This is a genomic window from Kitasatospora sp. NPDC004614 (assembly GCF_042873675.1).
Classification (GTDB): domain Bacteria; phylum Actinomycetota; class Actinomycetes; order Streptomycetales; family Streptomycetaceae; genus Kitasatospora.
On the sequence record NZ_JBIALR010000019.1, the window covers coordinates 73,283 to 93,879 of the forward strand.

Annotated in this window: 21 protein-coding genes; 15 read left to right on the forward strand and 6 right to left on the reverse strand. The window is 73.7% G+C overall.

Going from position 1 to position 20,597, the window contains the following annotated elements; genetic code table 11:
* The first annotated feature begins 59 nt into the window (after nt 1–59).
* The gene (locus ACFYST_RS29735) at nt 60–680 is read left to right on the forward strand and encodes a class F sortase (RefSeq protein WP_387647521.1); all 621 of its coding nucleotides are present in this window, start codon (nt 60–62) and stop codon (nt 678–680) included.
* A gap of 35 nt (nt 681–715) precedes the next feature.
* Here ACFYST_RS29735 and ACFYST_RS29740 read toward each other — a convergent pair whose 3' ends face one another.
* Nucleotides 716–1,213 carry an SsgA family sporulation/cell division regulator gene (locus ACFYST_RS29740; protein WP_387866787.1) on the reverse strand — a complete coding sequence of 166 codons (498 nt, stop codon included), beginning with the start codon at nt 1,211–1,213 and terminating at the stop codon, nt 716–718.
* A 178-nt stretch (nt 1,214–1,391) separates the two neighbouring features.
* Between ACFYST_RS29740 and ACFYST_RS29745 the strand changes: the two genes are divergently transcribed.
* The 6 genes from ACFYST_RS29745 to ACFYST_RS29770 all read left to right on the forward strand — a co-directional run bounded on the left by ACFYST_RS29745 (nt 1,392) and on the right by ACFYST_RS29770 (nt 7,357).
* Entirely contained in the window at nt 1,392–2,549 is a 1,158-nt protein-coding gene (locus tag ACFYST_RS29745; protein ID WP_387866789.1) for a sigma-70 family RNA polymerase sigma factor, read from the forward strand.
* Nucleotides 2,550–2,733: 184 nt separating this feature from the next.
* A complete protein-coding gene (locus ACFYST_RS29750) occupies nt 2,734–4,557 on the forward strand; it encodes a DEAD/DEAH box helicase (protein ID WP_387647655.1) in 1,824 nt (607 codons plus the stop codon).
* Nucleotides 4,558–4,787: 230 nt separating this feature from the next.
* Entirely contained in the window at nt 4,788–5,021 is a 234-nt protein-coding gene (locus tag ACFYST_RS29755) for a TM2 domain-containing protein (protein ID WP_387647514.1), read from the forward strand.
* 2 nt (nt 5,022–5,023) lie between these two features.
* Nucleotides 5,024–5,479, forward strand: coding sequence for a DUF2752 domain-containing protein (locus ACFYST_RS29760; RefSeq protein ID WP_387647512.1), 456 nt, complete (start codon nt 5,024–5,026; stop codon nt 5,477–5,479).
* A gap of 362 nt (nt 5,480–5,841) precedes the next feature.
* Nucleotides 5,842–6,492, forward strand: a complete 651-nt coding sequence (locus ACFYST_RS29765) for an IclR family transcriptional regulator (RefSeq protein WP_043914174.1) — start codon at nt 5,842–5,844, stop codon at nt 6,490–6,492.
* Between the two features lie 49 nt (nt 6,493–6,541).
* Nucleotides 6,542–7,357, forward strand: coding sequence for a S16 family serine protease (locus ACFYST_RS29770; RefSeq protein ID WP_387866792.1), 816 nt, complete (start codon nt 6,542–6,544; stop codon nt 7,355–7,357).
* A 55-nt stretch (nt 7,358–7,412) separates the two neighbouring features.
* On the opposite strand, the gene ACFYST_RS29775 is transcribed toward ACFYST_RS29770, so the two are convergent.
* From ACFYST_RS29775 to ACFYST_RS29785, 3 genes are all read right to left on the reverse strand, one after another.
* Nucleotides 7,413–8,180: an IclR family transcriptional regulator gene (locus ACFYST_RS29775; protein ID WP_387866794.1), complete on the reverse strand. Its 768-nt coding sequence runs from the start codon at nt 8,178–8,180 to the stop codon at nt 7,413–7,415.
* Between the two features lie 159 nt (nt 8,181–8,339).
* On the reverse strand, nt 8,340–8,870 hold the full coding sequence (locus tag ACFYST_RS29780) for an Lrp/AsnC family transcriptional regulator (protein ID WP_387647505.1): 531 nt from the start codon (nt 8,868–8,870) through the stop codon (nt 8,340–8,342).
* A gap of 56 nt (nt 8,871–8,926) precedes the next feature.
* Complete coding sequence (locus tag ACFYST_RS29785; RefSeq protein WP_387647502.1) at nt 8,927–9,538, reverse strand: hypothetical protein; 612 nt, start codon at nt 9,536–9,538, stop codon at nt 8,927–8,929.
* Between the two features lie 167 nt (nt 9,539–9,705).
* On the opposite strand from ACFYST_RS29785, the gene ACFYST_RS29790 reads away from it, so the two are divergent.
* The 3 genes from ACFYST_RS29790 to ACFYST_RS29800 all read left to right on the forward strand — a co-directional run bounded on the left by ACFYST_RS29790 (nt 9,706) and on the right by ACFYST_RS29800 (nt 13,686).
* A complete protein-coding gene (locus tag ACFYST_RS29790) occupies nt 9,706–10,410 on the forward strand; it encodes a response regulator transcription factor (protein ID WP_387647500.1) in 705 nt (234 codons plus the stop codon).
* Between the two features lie 17 nt (nt 10,411–10,427).
* Nucleotides 10,428–11,810, forward strand: coding sequence for an ATP-binding protein (locus tag ACFYST_RS29795; RefSeq protein WP_387866865.1), 1,383 nt, complete (start codon nt 10,428–10,430; stop codon nt 11,808–11,810).
* 463 nt (nt 11,811–12,273) lie between these two features.
* Nucleotides 12,274–13,686, forward strand: a complete 1,413-nt coding sequence (locus ACFYST_RS29800; protein WP_387866796.1) for a glycosyltransferase 87 family protein — start codon at nt 12,274–12,276, stop codon at nt 13,684–13,686.
* Nucleotides 13,687–13,725: 39 nt separating this feature from the next.
* On the opposite strand, the gene ACFYST_RS29805 is transcribed toward ACFYST_RS29800, so the two are convergent.
* Nucleotides 13,726–14,145 (reverse strand): SsgA family sporulation/cell division regulator, encoded by a 420-nt coding sequence (locus ACFYST_RS29805; RefSeq protein ID WP_387866798.1) that lies wholly within the window; start codon nt 14,143–14,145, stop codon nt 13,726–13,728.
* Between the two features lie 361 nt (nt 14,146–14,506).
* On the opposite strand from ACFYST_RS29805, the gene ACFYST_RS29810 reads away from it, so the two are divergent.
* Nucleotides 14,507–16,258 carry an RDD family protein gene (locus ACFYST_RS29810; RefSeq protein WP_387866801.1) on the forward strand — a complete coding sequence of 584 codons (1,752 nt, stop codon included), beginning with the start codon at nt 14,507–14,509 and terminating at the stop codon, nt 16,256–16,258.
* 111 nt (nt 16,259–16,369) lie between these two features.
* A complete protein-coding gene (locus ACFYST_RS29815; protein WP_387866803.1) occupies nt 16,370–17,050 on the forward strand; it encodes an RDD family protein in 681 nt (226 codons plus the stop codon).
* Nucleotides 17,051–17,171: 121 nt separating this feature from the next.
* On the opposite strand, the gene ACFYST_RS29820 is transcribed toward ACFYST_RS29815, so the two are convergent.
* On the reverse strand, nt 17,172–17,489 hold the full coding sequence (locus tag ACFYST_RS29820; protein WP_387866805.1) for a hypothetical protein: 318 nt from the start codon (nt 17,487–17,489) through the stop codon (nt 17,172–17,174).
* 257 nt (nt 17,490–17,746) lie between these two features.
* On the opposite strand from ACFYST_RS29820, the gene nfi reads away from it, so the two are divergent.
* From nfi to ACFYST_RS29835, 3 genes are all read left to right on the forward strand, one after another.
* Entirely contained in the window at nt 17,747–18,436 is a 690-nt protein-coding gene (gene nfi / locus ACFYST_RS29825) for a deoxyribonuclease V (RefSeq protein WP_387647487.1), read from the forward strand.
* A 139-nt stretch (nt 18,437–18,575) separates the two neighbouring features.
* Entirely contained in the window at nt 18,576–19,034 is a 459-nt protein-coding gene (locus ACFYST_RS29830) for a hypothetical protein (RefSeq protein ID WP_387647484.1), read from the forward strand.
* Nucleotides 19,035–19,098: 64 nt separating this feature from the next.
* Nucleotides 19,099–20,568, forward strand: a complete 1,470-nt coding sequence (locus ACFYST_RS29835) for a WXG100 family type VII secretion target (protein ID WP_387866807.1) — start codon at nt 19,099–19,101, stop codon at nt 20,566–20,568.
* The last annotated feature ends 29 nt before the right edge of the window (nt 20,569–20,597 follow it).

Genomic DNA, 20,597 nt, shown 5'->3' on the forward strand with positions numbered 1-20,597 from the left:
TGCCGGGGCGGGCGGCGCTGGATTGACTGGTGCTCGTCCCAGAGGGAACGGAGGGTGCGGTGGGCGAACGGACGTGGGGCCGGGCGGGGCTGGCCGCGGGGGCGATCGTGGCCGGGGCCTGGCTGCTGCACGGAGGCCTGCTGGGCACGCTGCCGCCGGCCCCGCTCGCCGCGCAGGCGTACGACGGGACGCCGGTGGGGCCCGCGGTGCCGCCGCTGCCGTCCTCGCCGCCGGTGCGGATCCGGATCCCGGTGCTGGGCGTGGACGCCCCCGTCGGCCCGCTGGGCCTGGACGGCGAGGGGCGCCTGCAGCCGCCGCCCGAGGAGGACGGCACCCTGACGGGCTGGTACCGGGGCAGTGCGGCGCCCGGCTCGAGCGGCGCGGCGGTGCTGGCCGGGCACGTCGACACCGCGCACGGCCCGGCGGTGTTCTACCGGCTGGGCGCGCTGCGCAGGGGCGACCTGGTGGAGGTCGCCCGGGCCGACCGGGCCACCGCCTGGTTCCAGGTGGACGGCGTGGAGGTCTATTCGAAACGGGAGTTCCCGGACACCAAGGTGTACGCGGCCACCCCGGACGCCCAGCTGCGGCTGATCACCTGCGGGGGTGCCTACACCCGCGAGGGCGGCTGGGACGGGAACGTGGTGGTGTACGCACATCTGGTACGCACCCAACGGGCCTGACGGGTACCCGGTGGATACGTGCTGCGGGCGGGAACTCAGGCCAGCAGCTGGGCCAGCGCGCGGTCGCAGTCCAGGTGCCGCAGCTCCTGGCCCTCCGGGACGGCCAGGTGACTGCGCCACAGGAAGCGGCGCAGGTCGGCGCGGGCGAACTGGAGCAGCGCGACGCCCTCCGGGGAGCGCAGTTCGACCATGGTGCGCATGCCGTACGCGGGCCGGATCCGGACGTCGCCCTCGCCGTTCGCCCGGTCCAGGCCGACGGAGAGCAGCTGGCGGGCGAACACCCACTCGATGTCGGGCGCCGACGGGTCGGCGGGGGCGGTGTCGAACGGGTCGTTCGGGTCGTGCGGGCCGTGCGGGTCGTACGGATCGGCGTCGGAGGCGTCCACGGCGTACTCGGCGGGGAAGACCATCCGGACCGCCAGCGGGTCCTCGCAGCAGTAGCGCAGGGTGACCCGCAGCAGGGCGGAGCGGTGGGTGCCGAGGATCAGTCGGGCCTGGGTGTGTTGCTCGATCGGCGCGGGTGCTGGGGACACGGCGGTTCCTCCGGAGTGTGGGGTGCGTTGCGCGGGGTGCGACCGGTGTCGCCTCCCGTGACTGAAGAGTCGGAAGGGGTAGGAGGAATTACACCGGTTTTGGGGCCATTTTGAGTGATCTGCGCCACATTGACGGGGATCAGCCGGGCATTTCGGCCGCCGAGTGTGGGGGTGTTGTGTGCATCCGTACGGCCTCCCGGGCAGGATCGCGGGAGCCGACCGGGCCGCCGCCGGTCCGGCCGGGCCAGGGGAGGACAAGATCGCCGAGTCATCAGCGCGGACGGCCGGGCGCCCGCCGCTCGCCGCGTACACCGAGCTGTACCGGAGCCACCACCCCGGCCTGCTGCGCTACGCCGGCATCCTCACCGGCGGCGACCACTGGCGGGCCGAGGACCTCGTCGCGGAGGCCCACCTGCGGGTGTGGCGGCGGCTGGCCGCCGGGCAGCGGATCGAGGACCCGCGCGCCTACCTGACCACCACCGTCCGCCACCTGGCCGCCGCCCCGGTCCGCGAACGGGCCGCCCCGGACGTGCCCGGCGGCGAGAGCGCGGACCCGGCCGCGGGCGTGGCCGAGACCGACCGGATGCGCCGACTGCTCGCCCGGCTGCCCGAGCGGTGGGCGCACGCGCTGTGGCTGGCCGAGGTGGAGGGGCTGTCGCCCCGCGAGATCGGGGCCCGGCTCGGGGTGCGGCGCGGCGCGGCGGCGGTACTGGTGCACCGCGCCCGCGAGGGCCTGCGGCTGGCCTACCTGCGGGACTATCCGGGCAGCCCGTGCGACCCGGCCTGCGCCGGGCACTGGGAGACGCTCGCCGGGCACGCCCGCGGCCGCGCCGGACGGCGGGCCGGGCAGCGGGTGGAGCACCACCTGCCGCACTGCGCGGACTGCCGGCGCCGGCTGACCCTGCTGCGCCGGATCAACCTGGGCCTGGCCGGACTGGTGGGCAGCGCGATGGCGCTGCTGGCCGCGCTGGTCGCGCCCCCGGCGGGTGCCGCCGGGCAGCGCGGCGGCGAGCCCGCGTGCGAGGTGGGCTACCGGATCACCGCGCAGGCCGGCGGCGGGTTCCAGGCGCTGCTGACCGTCCGCAACACCACCGACCGCCCGGTCGACGACTGGACGCTGCGCTGGCCGCTGGCCGACGGCGAGCACCTGGTGGCACCCCGGCCGGGCACCGGGCAGGCCCACGAGGTGGCCGGGGCGGTGCTGCTCGACGAGGGCCCCGCGCTGCTGCCCGGCGCCAGCGCGGAGGCCGGGTTCACCGGCGTCGCGGCGGGCCCGCACAGCGTCCCGGGCGCGATCACGGTGAACGGCCGGCCGTGCCGCGTGAAGGTGTGGTGAGGGCCGCGCGGCGGGAGTGGGACGCGCGCCACAAGGGCCCTCCATCGCCGCTGTCCGCCCCCCGGAAGGGGCTAGGCTGGGCGGGTTCCACGACCGCCCGCAGACCGCGGGAAAAGGGCCTTGCATAGGCTCTGACCTGCGACGACCCCGTTCGGAGACCGTGACTACCGCCGCCTCCTCACCGATGGCCCCGCTGTTCTCGCACGCCGACAGCCTCCACCCCCGTCCCACCGGCACCTCCGCCGCCGCACACCTCTCCCCGGCCTTCCCCGGCCGCGCCCCCTGGGGTACCGCGGGCAAGCTCCGCGCCTGGCAGCAGGGCGCGCTGGACAAGTACATCGAGAAGCAGCCCCGGGACTTCCTGGCGGTCGCCACCCCGGGCGCCGGAAAGACCACCTTCGCCCTGACCCTGGCGTCCTACCTGCTGCACAACCACCTGGTGCAGCAGGTCACCGTGGTCGCGCCCACCGAGCACCTGAAGAAGCAGTGGGCCGAGGCCGCCGCCCGGATAGGAATCCGGCTGGACCCGGCGTACTCCTCGGGCCCGCTGTCCAAGGACTTCCACGGCATCGTGGTGACCTACGCGGGCGTCGGCGTCAATCCGATGCTGCACCGCAACCGCACCGAGGCCCGCAAGACGCTGGTGATCATGGACGAGATCCATCACGCCGGCGACTCCAAGTCCTGGGGCGAGGCCTGCTTCGAGGCGTTCGAGCCCGCCACCCGCCGGCTCGCGCTGACCGGTACGCCGTTCCGCTCGGACACCAACCCGATCCCGTTCGTGCACTACGACGCGGGCAGCGACGGCATCCGCAAGTCGATCGCCGACTACACCTACGGCTACGGGCACGCGCTCGCCGACCACGTCGTCCGACCGGTGATCTTCCTCAGCTACTCCGGCAACATGCGCTGGCGCACCAAGGCCGGCGACGAGCTGGAGGCACGGCTCGGCGAGCCGATGACCAAGGACCTGATCGCCCAGGCCTGGCGCACCGCGCTGTCCCCGCAGGGCGAGTGGATCCCGGCGGTGCTGCAGGCCGCCGACCGGCGGCTGACCGAGGTCCGCAAGGGCATCCCGGACGCCGGCGGCCTGGTGATCGCCACCGACCAGACGGTGGCCCGCGCCTACGCCAAGATGCTGCGCGAGATCACCGGCGAGAAGGTCGCCCTGGTGCTCTCCGACGAGACCGAGGCGTCCAAGCGGATCTCCGACTACGCCGAGGGCACCTCGCGCTGGATGGTCGCGGTCCGCATGGTGTCCGAGGGCGTCGACGTGCCCCGGCTGTGCGTCGGCGTGTACGCCACCTCGATCTCCACCCCGCTGTTCTTCGCGCAGGCCGTCGGCCGCTTCGTGCGTGCCCGCAAGCGCGGCGAGACCGCCTCGGTGTTCCTGCCCACCATCCCGATGCTGCTCGGCTTCGCCAACGAGATGGAACTGCAGCGCGACCACATCCTGGACCGCCCGAAGAAGGACGGCGAGGGGCTGTTCGACGAGGAGGACCGGCTGCTCGCCGAGGCCGAGAAGGCCAACGACGGGCCGGACACCGGCAGCGAGGAGTTCTCCTACGAGGCGCTGGGCAGCGAGGCGGTCTTCGACCGGGTGCTGTACAACGCCATGGAATTCGGCATGCAGGCGCACCCGGGCAGCGAGGAGGAGGAGGACTACCTCGGCATCCCGGGTCTGCTCGAACCCGACCAGGTGCAGATGCTGCTGCAGAAACGTCAGCACCGGCAGATCCAGCGCTCCAAGGCCCGCCCCGCCGAGGAGGCCGACCTGATCGAACTGCCCGCCGACCAGCGCCCGGTGGTTACCCACCAGGAGCTGCGCGAGCTGCGCAAGGAGCTGAACGCGCTGGTCGCGGCCTGGCACCACCGCACCACCCAGCCGCACGGCACCATCCACAACGAGCTGCGCCGCCAGTGCGGCGGTCCGCTCACCGCGCAGGCCACCGCGAACCAGCTGAAGGCGCGGATCGGGCGGATCCGGGAGTGGGCGACGCAGGGCTGACGGACCGATGGTCTGACTGAGCGTCAAGAACCTTGGGTCGGAGGGTTCGCGGAGGAAATTTGGCTTTCGATTAGAGAAAGTGTGCAGACATCCAGTCTTATCTTCCGTTAATCTTCCGCGTGCCAGCGCCTGGACGCCTCACCCCGAGGTGCCCGTCCGACGCCGGCTGCCCATGTCGAGGCGTGCCGTCCACGCGCGCCCGGCCGTCTGCACCGAACGAGGAGCCTTTCGTGGCGTACAACGCCCAGCCCGAGCTGTCCGACAAGTCCAAGGTCGTCGCCGGCATCCTGCAGATCCTGCTCGGCGGCTTCGGTGTCGGCCGCTTCTACACCGGCCACATCGGCATGGGCATCGCGCAGCTGCTCACCTGTGGTGGCATGGGCGTCTGGGCGCTGATCGACGGCATCATCTTCCTGGTCAGCGACACCCGCACCGACGCCCAGGGCCGTCTGCTGCGCAGCTGATCTTGAGCGCCGAGGCGAACGGCCGGCACCCCCGCCCCGCGGACACCCGCGGCGGGGGTGCCGGCCGTTCGCCGTTCGCCCTGCTGCGCCACCCCGCCGCCGGCCCGCTCGGGCTGCTCGCCGCGGGGCTGGCCGGCGCGGCCTACCTGTACACCCGGAACCCGCACCTGCCCGGGCAGTCCCTGCCGTTCTGTCCCTGGCGCCGGCTGACGGGCCTTCAGTGCCCCGGCTGCGGCGGCACCCGGATGACCTGGGACCTGCTGCACGGCGACCTGGTCGCCGCCTGGCACGACAACGCCGCGCTGCTGCTCGCGCTCCCCTTCGTCGCCGCCTGGTACCTGGTGCGGCTGCGCCACGGACTGGCCGGCCGGCGCTGGAAGCTGCGGCTCTCGCCGCGCACCGTCGCCGCCATCCTGGTCGCCGCCGGGCTGTGGGCCGTCGGCCGCAACGTCCTCTGACCCCTCTGGATCCCTCGCCCGCGGAGGGCCGCTGTCCGGCTACCGGTCAGATATCGAACACCAGAGCTATTCGGCTTGGAGTTTTGCGCGTCTTGTCCGTTTTTTCATCGCGACTTTCCAACGATGTGGATCGGATTTTGAACAACTACTTCCGTAGCGCGCCTCCCGTTCACTAGCGTCTCCCCAATCCGTTCGGGCCCCACCCCCAGCTCGGCCGGGCAACCGCGGAGCCCTGCGACCGGCCGACCTCGCCGTGGCCGGACTCCCACGCCGGAAACCCCGCTGGCGTGTGATCAATTCCGGTGCGGCCCACGGCAGTTGTGTCGTAGGGTCGGACTCGCCGCGGAAAGGACCTGGCGTTCGTGACTGCTGAGACCTCCCAGACCCTGGACCGGGGTGTCCGGGTACTGAAACTGCTCGCCGACTCCGAGCGCGGGCTGACCGTGACCGAACTGGCCGCCCGACTGGCCGTCAACCGCACGGTGGTGTACCGCCTGCTGGCCACCCTGGAACAGCACGGCCTGGTCCGCCGCGACATCGGCGGCCGCGCCCGGGTCGGCCTCGGCGTGCTGCGCCTCGCCCACCGGGTGCACCCGCTGCTGCGCGAGGCCGCGCTGCCCGCCCTGCGCTCGCTCGCCGAGGACCTCGGCGCCACCGCCCACCTCACCCTGGTCGACGGCAACGAGGCACTCGCCGTCGCCGTGGTCGAACCGACCTGGACGGACTTCCACGTCGCCTACCGCACCGGCCTGCGCCACCCGCTCACCGAGAGCGCGGCCGGCCGGGCGATCCTGGACGCCCGGGGCTTCCCCGGCCAGCGCCGCCCCGAGCAGGGCTTCGTGATCACCCGCGCCGAGGAGCAGTCCGGCGCCTGCGGGGCCGCCGCCGCGCTGATCGGCCTGAGCGGCATCGAGGGCAGCGTCGGCGTGGTGATGCTCAACGGCCTGGTGCCTGAGCGGGTCGGCCCGCGCGTGGTGGAGGCCGCCACCGAGGTCGCCGACGCACTGCGCTGAACCGGCCGATCCGCGCGGCCGTCCCTGGGGGCCGCCCCGGTGTGTTTGGATGCGGGGTGTGCCTCTCCAGAACCTGCCCACGGCCCTGACCGCCTTCCGCAGCCGCGCCCTCGCCCTGTGCGCGCTGCCGGTGCTGGCACTGTTCGCGGTGGCCGCGTTCACGCCGCTGCCCTTCACCGTGGAATCGCCGGGCCGGACCGCCGACACCCTGGGCACGTACGACGGCACCCAGGTGATCACGATCAGCGGGGCGGCGCAGCGGCAGACCTCCGGGCAGCTGCGGGTGGTGACCGTCGAGGCGACCGGCCCGGGCCAGCGCAACACCCTGTGGGACTCGCTGGCGTCCTGGATCGACCCGAAGCGGGCGGTGGTGCCGACCGAGGAGGTCTACCCGCAGACCGACCCGAACAAGGCCAACCAGGCGACGCAGCAGCAGATGACGCAGTCCCAGGACAGCGCCACCATGGCCGCGCTGAACTACCTGCACCTGTCGCCCGAACAGGTGAACGTCCAGATCCGGCTCGGGGAGATCGGCGGGCCCAGCGGCGGGCAGATGCTGGCCCTGGGCATCGTCGACAAGATCGCCGGCGACGGCAACGGCGGCGACCTGACCGGCGGGCGGGACGTGGCCGGCACCGGCACCATCGACGCGGACGGGCGGATCGGCCAGGTCGGCGGCATTCCGCTCAAGACCCAGGCGGCGCGCAACGCCGGCGCCACGGTGTTCCTGCTGCCGCGCAGCGAGTGCACGCAGGGCGAGGTCAACACCCCCGACGGGCTGCAGCTCGTCCCCGTGGACACGCTGTCCGAGTCGATCGCCGCCCTCAAGGCGGTGCGCGAGGGCGGCGCCGTCCCGCACTGCTGAGCCGTCCCGCACTGCTGAGCCGTCCCGCATTGCTGATCCGGCCCGCACGCCCGGCCTAGACGCCGAACGCCGCGGTCGCCAGGTCCTCGCCGACCCGGGCCCGCAGCTTCTCGGCCACCGCCGTCAGCCGGTGCGCCTGCGAGGCGGGCAGTGCCACCGCGACCGCCGCGAGGTCGCTGCCCATCACGATCGGCACCGCCGCCCCCACCACGCCCAGCTGGTACTCCTGGTACTGGGTGATCGGCGCGGCCCGTTGCGGCCCCGGCCCGGGCAGCAGCGGCAGCTGGGACGGCTCGCGAAGGGTGTACGGGGTGAACGGCACCATCGGGTGGCGCGCCAGGTGCGCCCGGCGCTCCTCGGCGGACAGCAGCGCCAGCAGGGTCTTGCCGCTCGCGTGGGCGTGCGCGGCGATCCTGAAGTTCGCCGGATCGACGGTGGCGGCGCCGGGCGCGGCCCGGGCGGCGACCAGCTCGACCTCGCCGTCCTTGTACCGGGCGTAGTGCACGGCCGCGTTCAGCTCGTGGGCGATCCGGCCGAGCACCCGGTCCAGCCGCATCCGCCCGGCCTCCGGCCCGTCCAGCCGGTCCTCCACGCTCAGCCCCGACACTGCGGGGCCGGTGCGGTACCGGCCCTCCCGGCGTTCCAGGTACTGGTCGTGCACCAGGGTGCGCAGCAGGTGGTAGGTGGTGCCGAGGGCCAGTCCGGTGTCCCGGGCGAGCTGCTTGGCGGTGGCGCCGGTCGGGTGCTGGGCGGCCGCCTCCAGCAGCCGCAGGGCGCGCTGGGCGGAGGTGATCAGGGTGGGCGCCGGGGTGGCCCGCCTCATCGCGGTGCCCGGGTGGTGCGGGCGGCCGGCCGGCCCTGGGAGGGGATGGCCCCGGGGGTCATGATGACGGCGTTGACTGCGTACATGAGCCATAGGCATATGCCAAAAATCGCCCGCCGTCACCCGTGGACACGCCAGAACGGTCACGCCGGCCCGCCGTCAGGCCCCGTCCGGGACCCCCGCGGCCTGCTCCACCAGCGGCAGGACCCGGAACGGCACCGGGTTCTCCAGGGCGATCGCGGTGGACGCCCGGACGATCCCGTCGAAGCACACCACCCGGTCGATCACCCGTTGCAGATCCGCGTTCGACCGGGCCACGATCCGCACCAGCATGTCGCCCTGCCCGGTGATGGTGTGCAGCTCCAGCACCTCCGGCACCGCCGCCAGGTGCGCCCGCACGTCCGTGCCCTGGCCCTGCGAGATCTCCAGGGTCGCGAACGCCGTCACCGGGTAGCCCAGCGCCGCCGGGTCCACCTGCGGGCCGAACCCGCCGATCACCCCGCGCGCCTGCAGCCGGTCCAGCCTGGCCTGCACGGTGCCGCGTGCCACCTGCAGGCGGCGCGAACACTCCAGCACCCCGATCCGTGGCTCCTCCGCGAGCAGCCGGATCAGTTTTCCGTCCAGCACGTCGATGGCATCGGGCTGCGGGGGCACGGCGGGCTCCTCGGTGGTGCGGGCGTCGACCGACATTGTGGGGTCGGCACGGCCCGCCCGTCAGCCCCCGCCGGGCGACGCGTCCGGTGTCGTCAGCCCGGGACGACCTGCACGTCGGGCTGGTAGCCGTTCCAGGTCACGTACACCTGGGAGACCCGGTCGTCCTTGCTGAACAGGACCCGGATCCACTGGTCGCCGTGCCAGACCTGCATCGCCCACCCCGCCTCGGGGGTCGCCGACACCAACTCGGCGTCGTGCTCCCGCAGATCGACCGCCACCCGGCCGCCCGGCATCAGGTAGCTGTGCACCGTCCCGGTCGGGCTCGGCGAGGTGCGGGCCGTCATGGTGCTGTTGTGGGACGGGGAGGGCTGGCCGCGGCTCTGGCCCGGGCTCGGGTTCGGGCCCGCGTTCGGGTTCTGGTTCGGGCCCTGGGTCGCGCTCGGGTCCGGGTCCGGATCGGGGTGCGGGGCGGTCGGGCCGCCCGGGCCGTCCGGGCCGGGCGGCAGGGCGCCCGTCGCCGAGGGTGCGGGCGGCACCGTCACCGCGGGCCCCGGCTGCGAGGACACCGCCGACGGCAGGGGCAGCGCCACCGGCCCTTCGTACACCGTGTCGGCGAGCACCGCGTGCACACCGAGCCAGGACAGCGCCACCGCCGCCCCGGTGGCCGCCGTCCAGGCGCCCAGTTGAACCCATCCGCTCCGCATCGCGGGCCCATCCTGCCGTACTCGGGTCACGGGCAGGTCAGTGCCCCGGCCATTCCTCAGCAACCTTGCAGATCACGGCTCCAGAGGACCCGTCAGGCGCCGGCCGGACCCGTTCGGGCCACCCAAGGTACAGACCAGTTGGTCGGGATGCCGTACCGTGCAGCCCCATGGCAACAGTGCTTGTGGTCGAGGACGACCCCTTTGTGCGTTCCGCCCTGATCCGCCATCTGGCCGACTCCGGCCACGCCGTGCGCTCCGTCGGCACCGCCCTGGAGGCGTTGCGCGAAGTCGCCCAGGTCGGCTGCGACCTGGTGATCCTCGATCTGGGCCTGCCCGATCTGGACGGCAGCGAGGCGCTCAAGATGATCCGCGGACTGACCAACGTACCGGTCATCATCTCCACGGCCCGTGACGAGGAGGCGGAGATCGTCCGGCTGCTGAACGACGGCGCCGACGACTATCTGGTGAAACCTTTCTCCGGCGAGCACCTGACGGCCCGGATGGCCGCCGTCCTGCGCAGGCTCGGCGGCGGCTCCCTGATGGCCCCTCAAATCCTGCGGGTCGGCGGCCTCGCCATCGACCCGCAGCGCCGCGAGGCCCTGCTCGACGGAGAACGCCTCGACCTCACCCGGCGCGAATTCGACCTGCTGGCCTTCCTCGCCGCCAGACCCGGCGTGGTCGTCCCGCGCAAGGAGATCCTCGCCGAGGTGTGGCGGCAGACCTACGGCGGCGACCAGACCATCGACGTTCACCTGTCCTGGCTGCGCCGCAAACTCGGCGAGACCGCCTCCAGCCCGCGCTACCTGCACACCGTGCGCGGCGTCGGCGTCCGGCTGGAAGCGCCCTCGGAACCGGTCGGGTGCACGACATGAAGCGCCTGCTCCGCTCGCTGCGCTGGGCGATGGTCAAGGCCGCCATCGCCGGCACCGTCATGGTCGCACTGGCGTTCCTCATCCCGCTCGGCCTGGTCGTCCAGCACACCGCCCGCGACCGGGCCTTCACCACCGCCCAGCGGCAGGCCGCCGCGCTCGGCCCCGCGCTCGCCATCACCACCGACCGGGACGCCGTCGCCCGCGCCCTGGCCTCCACCGAGGCCGGCGCCCAGGACCGCCTCGCCGTCCACCTGCCCGGCGGCCAGGTGGTCGGCCGCGGCCGGGTCGACGCCGGGCAGCTCGGCCCCACCGAGGACCCGAGCCGCGGGGCGCGGACCGGCACCCTGCGCACCCCCGGCGGCTACGCCCTGCTCCAGCCCGTCGCCGTCGACAACGGCCGGGTCGCCATGGTCGAGGTGTTCGTCCCGGACTCCGATCTGTCGCGCGGCGTCGGCACCGCCTGGCTGGTGCTCTCCGGCGTCGCGCTCGCCCTGGTCGCGGTCTCCGTCGCGGTCGCCGACCGGATGGGCGCCCGGATCGTCCGCTCCGCCCGCCGCCTCGCCACCGCCGCCCGCACGCTCGGCTCCGGCAACCTCACCGTCCGGGTCCCGGTCGACGGCCCCGAGGCGGCCGGCGCACCCGAAGAGCTCCGGGAGGCCGCCTACGCGTTCAACGCCATGGCCGACCGCGTCGTCCACCTGCTCGCCGCCGAACGGGAACTCGCCGCCGACCTCTCGCACCGGCTGCGCACCCCGCTCACCGTGCTCCGGCTCAACGCCGCCGCACTCGGCGCCGGCGACGCCGCCGACGCCACCCGGCACGCCGTCGCCCAGCTCGAACGCGAGGTCGACCAGATCATCCGCAGCGCCCGCCGGGACCCGGTGGACGCCCCACCGGTCGTGCTCGGCTGCGACGCCGTCGAAGTGATCCGCGAACGCGTCGCCTTCTGGTCCGCCCTCGCCGAGGACGAGGGCCGCCCCTGGCAGCTGGCCGGCGACCAGGAACCGGCACCCGTGCCCGTGCAGCGCGGCGACCTGGCCGCCACCGTCGACGCGCTGCTCGGCAACGTGTTCCGGCACACCGCCGTCGGCACCGCCTTCGCCGTCGACCTGACCGCCGACGAGGACGGCGTCACCGTCCTGGTCGGCGACGCCGGACCGGGCTTCGCCGACCCGGCCCCGGAGATCCGCCGCGGCGCCGGCCACGGCGGCGAAGGCTCCACCGGCCTCGGCCTGGACATCGTCCGCAAACTCGCCGAGAGCACCGGCGGCGACGTCACCCTCGGCCGCTCCGCCGCACTCGGCGGCGCCCAGATCGCGGTGCGGCTCAACACCCGCACCCAAGTCGAACTGCCGCGCCAGCAACGGCGCCGCCCCGGCCGGCTGATCCGCAAGGACTGACGGACCGATGACCCGACACAGCAGCTGTTACCGCGGGGGCGACAGCTCGGTGTCGCTCCTCTTCCTTAAGTACTCCCTAGTACGTCCTCAGCGGCGCCTGATGCCGCCCCGGCCGCGCCGATCCGGCCCGCCCGCCCGGCTAGGGTCGGGCGCACGCCGATCACCACACATCGGCGGGCCGCCCACACGGCATGTGGCGGCAGGTCGCCCGCCGTCCGCGTCGGCCGACCGATCACCAGGTGCGGCACCTGAACAAGGGGTCGCCCCGGGCCGGGGCCGCGCTCGCACCGTCACACTTCCCCGTGACCGCGAGGCAGGCCCCCGGAGGGGAGCCCGGGGCGACCGCGAACCGCCCGGCCAGGACGATCAGGACCGCCGTGACCGCGACCGGTGGCATGAACCGGACGGTCGGGTAGTGTCGGCTGCTGGCCCAGCACAGGTCGACGGCGGACGGAGCAACACAGTGACCACGGTGCAAGCAGAGCGCGCCACATCCTCCGGCGGACCCGAACAATCACCCGTTCAGGCCTGGAAGCGCGCCCTCACCGCACCCGCCCGCCTGCTCGCCGACATCACCGCCGCCCTGCGCGCCGCCCCCCGGCGGCAGCTGCGCACCGCCACGGCGATCGCCCTGGTCTCGCTGCTCGGCTACGCGATCGTCCGGCACTTCGTCGGCACCTCGATGGTCGACATGCTCGTCTACCGGGCCGAGGGCGCCGCCGTCGCCCACGGCCAGGACCTGTACGCGCTGCGGGTCACCAAGTGGGACCTGCCCGCCACCTACCCGCCGTTCGCCGCCATGCTGTTCGTGCCGACCACCTGGTTCGGCATCCCGTTCCTGCGGGTGGCCGTCACCGTCGGGAACCTGCTACTGCTGGCCACCCTCGCCCACCTGTCCTTCAAACTGGTCGGCTGGCCGCGCCGCGAACTGCGGCCGATCGGCGTGATCCTGATCACCGGACTGGGCGTCTGGCTGGAACCCGTCTTCACCACCCTGCGCTACGGGCAGATCAACCTCGCCCTGGCCTGCCTGATCCTCTGGGACCTCACCCGCCCCGACCACGCCCGCACCAAGGGCATCGCCATCGGCCTGGCCGCCGGCATCAAGCTCACCCCCGGCCTGTTCGCCGTCTACCTGTTGATCACCGGCCGGATCCGGGCCGCACTGGTCGCCGCCGGCGCGTTCCTCGGCACCTTCCTGATCGGCGCGCTGGTCCTGCCCGACGCCACCTGGGGCTTCTGGACCAAGTACCTGTTCGACTCCACCCGGGTCGGCAAGACCGTCATCGTCGACAACCAGTCACTGAGCGGCCTGGCCGCCCGCCTACTGCACACCGAGCACCCCGGGCTGCCCGCCACCGCGCTCGCCGCCCTGGTCGCCGTCGGCGGCCTGGCCATCGCCGCCTGGGCCCACCGCAGCGCCCACTGGTCGCCCCGAGCCGAAGCCTGGAGCGTGTGCGCCGCAGCGGTCACCGCCGTGCTGATCTCCCCGATCAGCTGGACCCACCACTGGGTGTGGTGCGTGCCGATGCTGGTGCTGCTCGCCGCCGAGGCCGCCCACGAACGCTCCCGCCCCGGCGCCGGCCGGCGCCACCGCTGGCGGATCGTGTTCGGCCTCACCCTGCTGGGCTTCCTCTCCTTCGCGATGTGGATCATCCCGCACAAGGGCGACCTGGACCAGAAACTGCCCGCCCTGAGCCAGGCACCCGCCTCCGTCTACCCCCTGCTCGGCCTGTGCTTCCTGGCCGTCGCCGCCGTCAGCGTGCACTCCCGCCGCCGCGCCGCCGGCGCCCCGCCGGTCCGCCTCCCCGCCCCGCGCACCGGCCCCGACGGGCTCGGCAGCGCCGACACTCAGAAGGCCCCCGCCGCCCGCTGAACACCCCGGCCGGCCCGGAAGCGGACCCGGCGCGGGCCGTCACGCCAGCAGCTCGGCGAGCGAGCCGTCCAGGTCCATCGCCTCCAGCTCGGCACCCGGCGGCACCAGCCGGTGCGCCCGCTCCAGCCACGCCGCCACCGTCGGCAGCGGCGCCTCCAGCAGCGCGTCGCCCGCCGGCGAGCTCAGCGCCATGCACAGCACGCTGCGCCGCCCCGCCCGGGTCGGCCAGATCCGCACGTCGCCCTGGCCGCACGGGCGGAACGTTCCCTCCACCAGCAGCTCACGGGCGAACACCCAGGTGACCGGCGTCCCGCTGTCCAGGTGGAACGTCACGTACACCGCGAACGGGTCGTGGCTCCCGTACGACAACCGCGCCGGCACCGCGACGCTGCGCTCCGGCGACAGCACCAGTTCCAGCTCCAGCTCCTGCTCCACCACTCCGGTCGACTGTCCGGCCACGGCCGCTCACCCTCTCGCCTCCACGCGTGAGGCCGCCGATCGGCCCCACGGCAGGGAAAGAGCGGCGGTGCCGCGCACTCTTACACGGGTTTCCGAGAAACTTTCCGGCGGACTTTCCGCAGAACCTTTTCCCCGCCGCCCCGGTTGTTCCGGACGGGGCGACGGGCGTCCGGCGCACCGGACTCGCGCCCTACCACTCGAGTCCGTCCCGTACCACCGGTTCCACGAGATCCGGTGAACCCGGCGGGCCCGGCCCCTCCAGGCGCTACCCTTTGTGACTGCCCGGCGACTCTCCGCCCGCGGCCCTGTTGCGCACATCCGCACACCTGCACGCCGCGGTGCCGGTACGAAGGAAGAGGCAATGACGGACCGGCCCCCCACCGCAGCACCCATGCTCGGCACGACCGTGCCCGCCGACGCCGGAACACCCGGCTACTACCCCGACCCCTCGGTACCCGGCTTCGTCCGCTACTGGGCCGGCCACGCCTGGGTCCCCGGCACCAGCCGGGCCGCCCCCGCCCCCGGCGAACAGCTCCAGCCCCCGCGCTTCGTCGCCCGCTACATCGGCCCGCCGCCCTACAGCGTCCCGCCCGGCCTCGTCCCCGCCGTACCCGCCGGCCCGCTGATCGAGACCGGCCCCATCTACCTCGACGAGACGGGCGCCCACACCGCCTTCAACATGCCCGCCCACCCCGACCCGGTCGAGGCCCCGCCCGCCGCCGCCGAGGTGCGGGGCCTCGACCGGGTCGGACCCGCGCCCTGGGCCGTCACCGGCAACGGGCTCCAGCCCGCCGCCGCCGAATCCTGGGCCACCGCCGCCGCACTGCGGCTGGGCCCGGTGCCCGTCCCGGAGGCGGCGGTCGTGGCACCGCGGCGCGGCGGGACGGGTCGGGAGGCGCAGGAGCGCGGGCGGGCGCCGGTGGGTGCTCCGGTGCGTCAGGTCCGGGAGGGGTTCGCTGCGGGGGCGGGGGCCTCGGTCGAGCCCGAGGTTCGGGGGCCGGAGCCGGTGGTTGTGGAGGAGGTCGCGCCGCGCCCCGCCCAGCCGCTCGGTGGGACGCCCTGGCATGGCGGCGGGGGCGGCGGCGGTGCCGTTGCCGGGGGAGGGCCGGGCGGTGACGGCTCGGTGGGGATGTCGGCCGGGCCGGCGTCGCTGTACGAACCGCGACCGGCGTACGAGGGGGTGATGCCCGAGCCGTTGCGCGGGGCGAGTGCGCCTTCGGCTTCGGTGTCGGCTCCGGCTCCGGCTCCGGCTTCGGTGGAGGAGGTGCGGGCCGCCGAGTCGGCTGCCGGTTCGGGTTGGCGGGCGGATCCGCGGGCGCAGCGGGGCCTGATGGACACCGGGGAGGCGCCGCGGCGGGTGTCCTGGGGCGTCGACGGGGCACCCGGCGAGGTGCCGGCCGGCGGGCCGTCGTCGCCGTCGCCGTCGTCGCCGTCGTCGTCGTCACAGTCGGCGCCGGTGGAGCGGGCCGCGCGGGAGCCGCGGGTGGCGCACGTCACCAGTGAGCGGGTGCGCCCGCCGAGGGCTGCCCAGGTGGAGGAAGGTCCTGCCGCGCGGGTGCGTGGCGGTGTCGGTGCCGCCGGCGCTCGTGGCGAGGGGCGGCGGCCGGCCGTTCCGGCGCCCGTCCCGGCCGGGCTGGCGGCGCGGGCGTTCGGGTGGCTGGTGGACGGGGCGGTGACGCTGGTGGTCGGGGCGGCCGTCGCGGTGCCGATGGCGGCCACGGTCTCGGAGCACGTCCGGAAGAAGATCGAGCAGGCGCAGCTGGCAGCCCGGCTGACCGGGCGTCAGCACCAGGTGTGGCTGCTGGACCAGGTGGTACTGGGCCGGCTGGCCGTGGTGCTCGGGGTGCTGGTGCTGTTCGCGCTGCTGTACCAGGTGCTGCCGGTCGCCCGGACCGGCCAGACCTTCGGCAAGCGGCTGGCCCGGATCCGGGTGGTCGCCGCGGGAAGCACCCGCCCGCCCGGCTTCGGGCGTTCGCTGCTGCGCTGGTTGGTGGGCGGGCTCGGCACCGTCCTGCTGCTGGGCCTGTTCACGCCGCTGCTGGACCGTCCCGCCCGACGCGGCTGGCACGACCGGGCGGCCCGGACCCGGGTGGTGCGGGTGGGACGGCGCTGAGAGCCGACGCGCCACCACGGTGGGAGGCGGGTGCCGTCGCATGCCGCCAAAACGGACAGAAACGTCGAAAATGTCCCAACAGTGCAGTAATTGCGGTGTTCTACTCGGGGCATGAGCGCCAACGACCCCTCTGGGACCGAGCCGGAGGAGGAGGGCGGCAAGCCTTCCTTCGACAAGCAGCCGCCGTCGGCGGACAGCCCCTACGACACGCCGCCCGGCTACGGGGGCCAGTACGGTGCGCCGCCCGGATCGGGCTCCCCCTACAACAACCAGCCGCCCGGCGACGGCCCCCCGCCCGGCCAGACCCCGCCCCCCGGCGGCCCGTACGGCTCGCCCTACGGCACGCCCGGCCCCGGCCCCGTCCCCGGGATGCCCCCGCTCGGCAGCTGGGGTGCGCGGATCCTCGCCACGGTGGTCGACTGGATCCTGGTGGAGGGCATCGCCGTCCTGGTGCTGCTGCCGTTCGTCAACTTCGCCCGGCAGGACGGCTGGGTCGGCTCGGCCTGGCTCGGCTACGGGCTCTTCCTGGTCTACCAGGGCCTGATGCTCAGCCGGGACGGCCAGACCCTCGGCAAGAAGCTGATGAAGGTCCGCGTCGCGATGCTCGCCGACGGCTCGTCCCCGACCTCCAGCGCCGCCTGGACCCGCGCCGCCACCTTCGTCGCCCCCGCGCTGATCTGCTGCGGCGGCCTCTGGTGGCCCGTCGACGGCCTGTTCGGCGTCTTCGACAAGCCCTACCGGCAGTGCATTCACGACAAGGCCGCCAAGACCGTGGTGGTCTCCACCGCCTGACGGCCGTTCTGGCGGCCGTCCTAGCGGCCGTTCGATTCGGTTGGGCCCCGGGCCCGTGGCAGCCATCGACCTGCCGCGGGCCCGGGAGTCGTTGCGTTCGGGCCGTCTGTTGGTGGTGCGGCTACCGGGACTGGTTGGCGTATTCGGGTTGGCGTGCGGGTTCCGGGCGGGCGACCGGCTTCGGGGCGGCGGGCTTCAGGGCGGCGGGCAGGTGTGGACGAGGGGTGAGCAGGACGGCGGACAGCGTGCCGAGCGCGATCGCGAACGCCACCAGCACCGCGACCCGCCACACCCCCGTCTCACCGGACACGGCCAGCAGAGCCACGGTGGTGGCCGTCGCGATCAGGGCGCCTCGGCTCACCTGGGCCGGGGCGGGGCGGAGGGCGGTTCGCGCGGGGGCGCGAACGGTGCCGGGTTGCGGGGCGGGGAGGCGCGTCATGGTGGTCGACCCTTCGCGCGGACGGGGAAGCCGAGGTCGAGACCCTTGGTGGTCCGAACTGCTCGGCCGGGATCGGTAAGTCCAGGCTAACCCTTGGGAGTTGAGCAGACCGGGGGCACAGGGGGCGCACAGGCTCACGTCTGCCGGCCCGGACCGTCGTTGCCCGCCCCTCGGCGGCGGGCGATAGCGTGCGCACGGACAACGCCGGGGTGGGTGGCCGCCCCGCGCCACCCGTTTCCGACCCGCCCGGAGTCGCCGTGACCGTCCCGACCGACTGGCCCACCACCGCGGAAGCCGCCCGCGCCGAACAGGAACGCCTGCGCCCCCAGGTCGTCCCCGAGGGCCCCGAACCCCCGCGCCGCCCCGGCACCCTGATCGCCGGCGTCGACGTCGCCTACGACGACGAACGCGACGTAGTCGCCGCCGCGGCCGTCCTGCTCGACTACGCGACCCTCGACGTCGTCGAACAGGCCACCGCAGTCGGCCGGGTGGCCTTCCCCTACCTGCCCGGACTGCTCGCCTTCCGCGAACTCCCCGCCGTCCTCGACGCCCTCTCCCGGCTCACCCGCACCCCCGACCTGGTCGTCTGCGACGGCTACGGCCTCGCCCACCCCCGCCGCCTCGGCCTCGCCAGCCACCTCGGCGTCCACACCGGCCTGCCCACCCTCGGAATCGCCAAGACCCCCTTCACCTTCACCCACGAACCACCCGGCGAGCACCGCGGCGACTGGTCCCCGCTCCTCGACGGCCCCGAGACGGTCGGCCGCGCCGTCCGCACCCGGCAGGGCGTCAAACCCGTCTTCCTCTCCGTCGGCCACCGCATCGGTCTACCCGAAGCCACCGCCGTCACCCTCGCACTCACCCCGTCCTACCGCCTCCCCGAAACCACCCGCCGCGCCGACTCCCTCTGCCGTCAGGCCCTCGCAGCCACCGCCTCCACCCCCTGACTCCACCTACCCTCAGCAGGGGGCGTTTTGACGGGCCGTTCCATGTGTTAGACATATGGATTGGAGCCAACTATCCATCAGGCCCCAGGCAGCAAGCGGGCAGTCCGACGGGCAGCAGGTACGGGGGAGGTACGAGTAGATGAGCACAGGCGGCAAGGGCTTCCAGGTAGAGGTCGACAGCCTGCGCGCGTTCGCGGCGCAAGTCCGAGGACTGCTCAAGGAGTTCGAAGACGGCGCAGGCGGCGCGAAGGTCCACGGCCAGACCGGTCTGGCCCCGGCGGCCTTCGGCACTTTCGCGGAGGCCGAGGCGTTGCATGCCAAGTACGGCCAGATGCGGGACGCGCTGAAGGAGGTCCTCGACGGTATCCAGCAGGCGATCGACGAGGCCCAGCGGAACGCGGACCGGACCGCGACCAACTACGAGGAAAACGAGCACGACACCAGCAAGCACCTGAAGCTGGCGAGTGACGGCTGGTCCACGGTGGCCCCCAGCCCCGTGACCTCGACTCAGCGCACCACCTCGGCGGCACCTCAGGCCGCGCCGCCGGCCGGAAACGTCTCTCCGGCGGGCAGCGGGGAGCCGAGGCCGCAGTGGTGATCATTCGGAAGACAGCGGAGCCGGGTCGCGGCCGAGGCACTGTTCGGCGTGAGGGGAGCCAATCGTGACCGACATGACCAACTTCTACTCCTACAGCCATGGCCAGATGCGCGAGATGGTCCAGTCGATGGACTCCGGCGCGGTCATGGCAGCCGCCGACCCGTGGCGTCGCGCCACCGACACCCTGAAGCAGATCCGCACCGCGCTGAACACTGCGGCCGCCGACGCCAGCGACACCTGGGAAGGCGACACCAGCAACGCGTTCTACTCGCGGATGACGTCGCTCGCCAACACCGTCAACAACGTTGCGGCCTACTCGAACGACGCCGCCAACGCGCTGCAGATGATGTCGGAGGCCATCGACAAGGCCAAGAGCGACATGCCCGAGGAGCCCGGCTTCTGGGACAAGGTCGGCGACGCGATCAGCGACAGCGCGCAGCAGACCGTCGGCATCGACAACGAGGACACTCGCACGGCTGTCGCGGACAGCCGCAAGCAGCAAGCGGTCACCGTGATGCAGGTGTTGGCGGCCAGCTATCGGAGCACTACCAGCTACCTGAAGCCGCCGCCGCCACCGCCGCCACCGCCGGGGAAGAGGCGCGAGGACGGCCAGGACCTGGCTCCTCCGGACAACGGTGGTATCAGCGCTCTTGGAGCGATGATTGCCGGTGTCAGTGCTGGCTTGAATCAGAGCAGTTCGGGATCGGGATCCTCGTCCGGATCCCGCGTCTCCGGGCAGAGGTCGACGCCCCAGGCTCCGAAACTGCAGCCTGCTGTGGTCCGCCCGACCGATGCGGGCATCTCCGGCGGAACCGCCAACCCGGTCGCGCAGCCGAAGGGCCCGGGAACGGGCATCGACGGGATGCAGAGTGGAACCGGCGGCGTCCGTGGGGGCACCGGGACGATCGGCGGCACTGGCGGTGCGGGCATCGGACATGGCCCGTCTGGAGGCAGTGGGCCCGGGCCGACCGTCGGTGTCGGCGGCGGTCCGATCGGCCGTACAGATGGCGGGCTGCTCGGTGGCGGTTCCGGCATCGGCGGTAGTCGTGCCGGGTTCAGCGGAAACAGTGTCTCCAAGGCTGGGACCTTTGGTTCCGGTGGCTTGGGCGGCAGCGGTGGCCCGGGTGGCGCCAGTGCTGGCGGTGCTGGCGGCAGCGGACTTGGCGGACGCTCCGGTGGCGGCCTGGGCGGTGGCGGCGGTGCCGGTGGTAGTGGCATCGGAGCGCGTTCCGGTGGGAGCCTGACCGGCAAGGCCGGCGGCGTGATCGGTGAGTCGACCCACGCCACCAATGGTGGACGTGCCTTTACCGAAGGTGGCTCCGGTATCGGCCGTAACCGCTTCGGTCAGGGTGGCGCGGGCGGCCAGGCCGGCGGTCCGGGTCAGGCCGGTGCCGGGCACGGCGGCGGCATGGGCGGTCACGGCCAGGCCGGTAAGAAGGACAAGAAGCGCGGCAAGGACCGCCCGGACTACCTCGTCGAGGACGAGGAAACCTGGGCATCCGGAGATCAGGTCAACCCGAACGTGGTGGAATGACGTTCGGTCAGTAGAACAGTCGAACACGA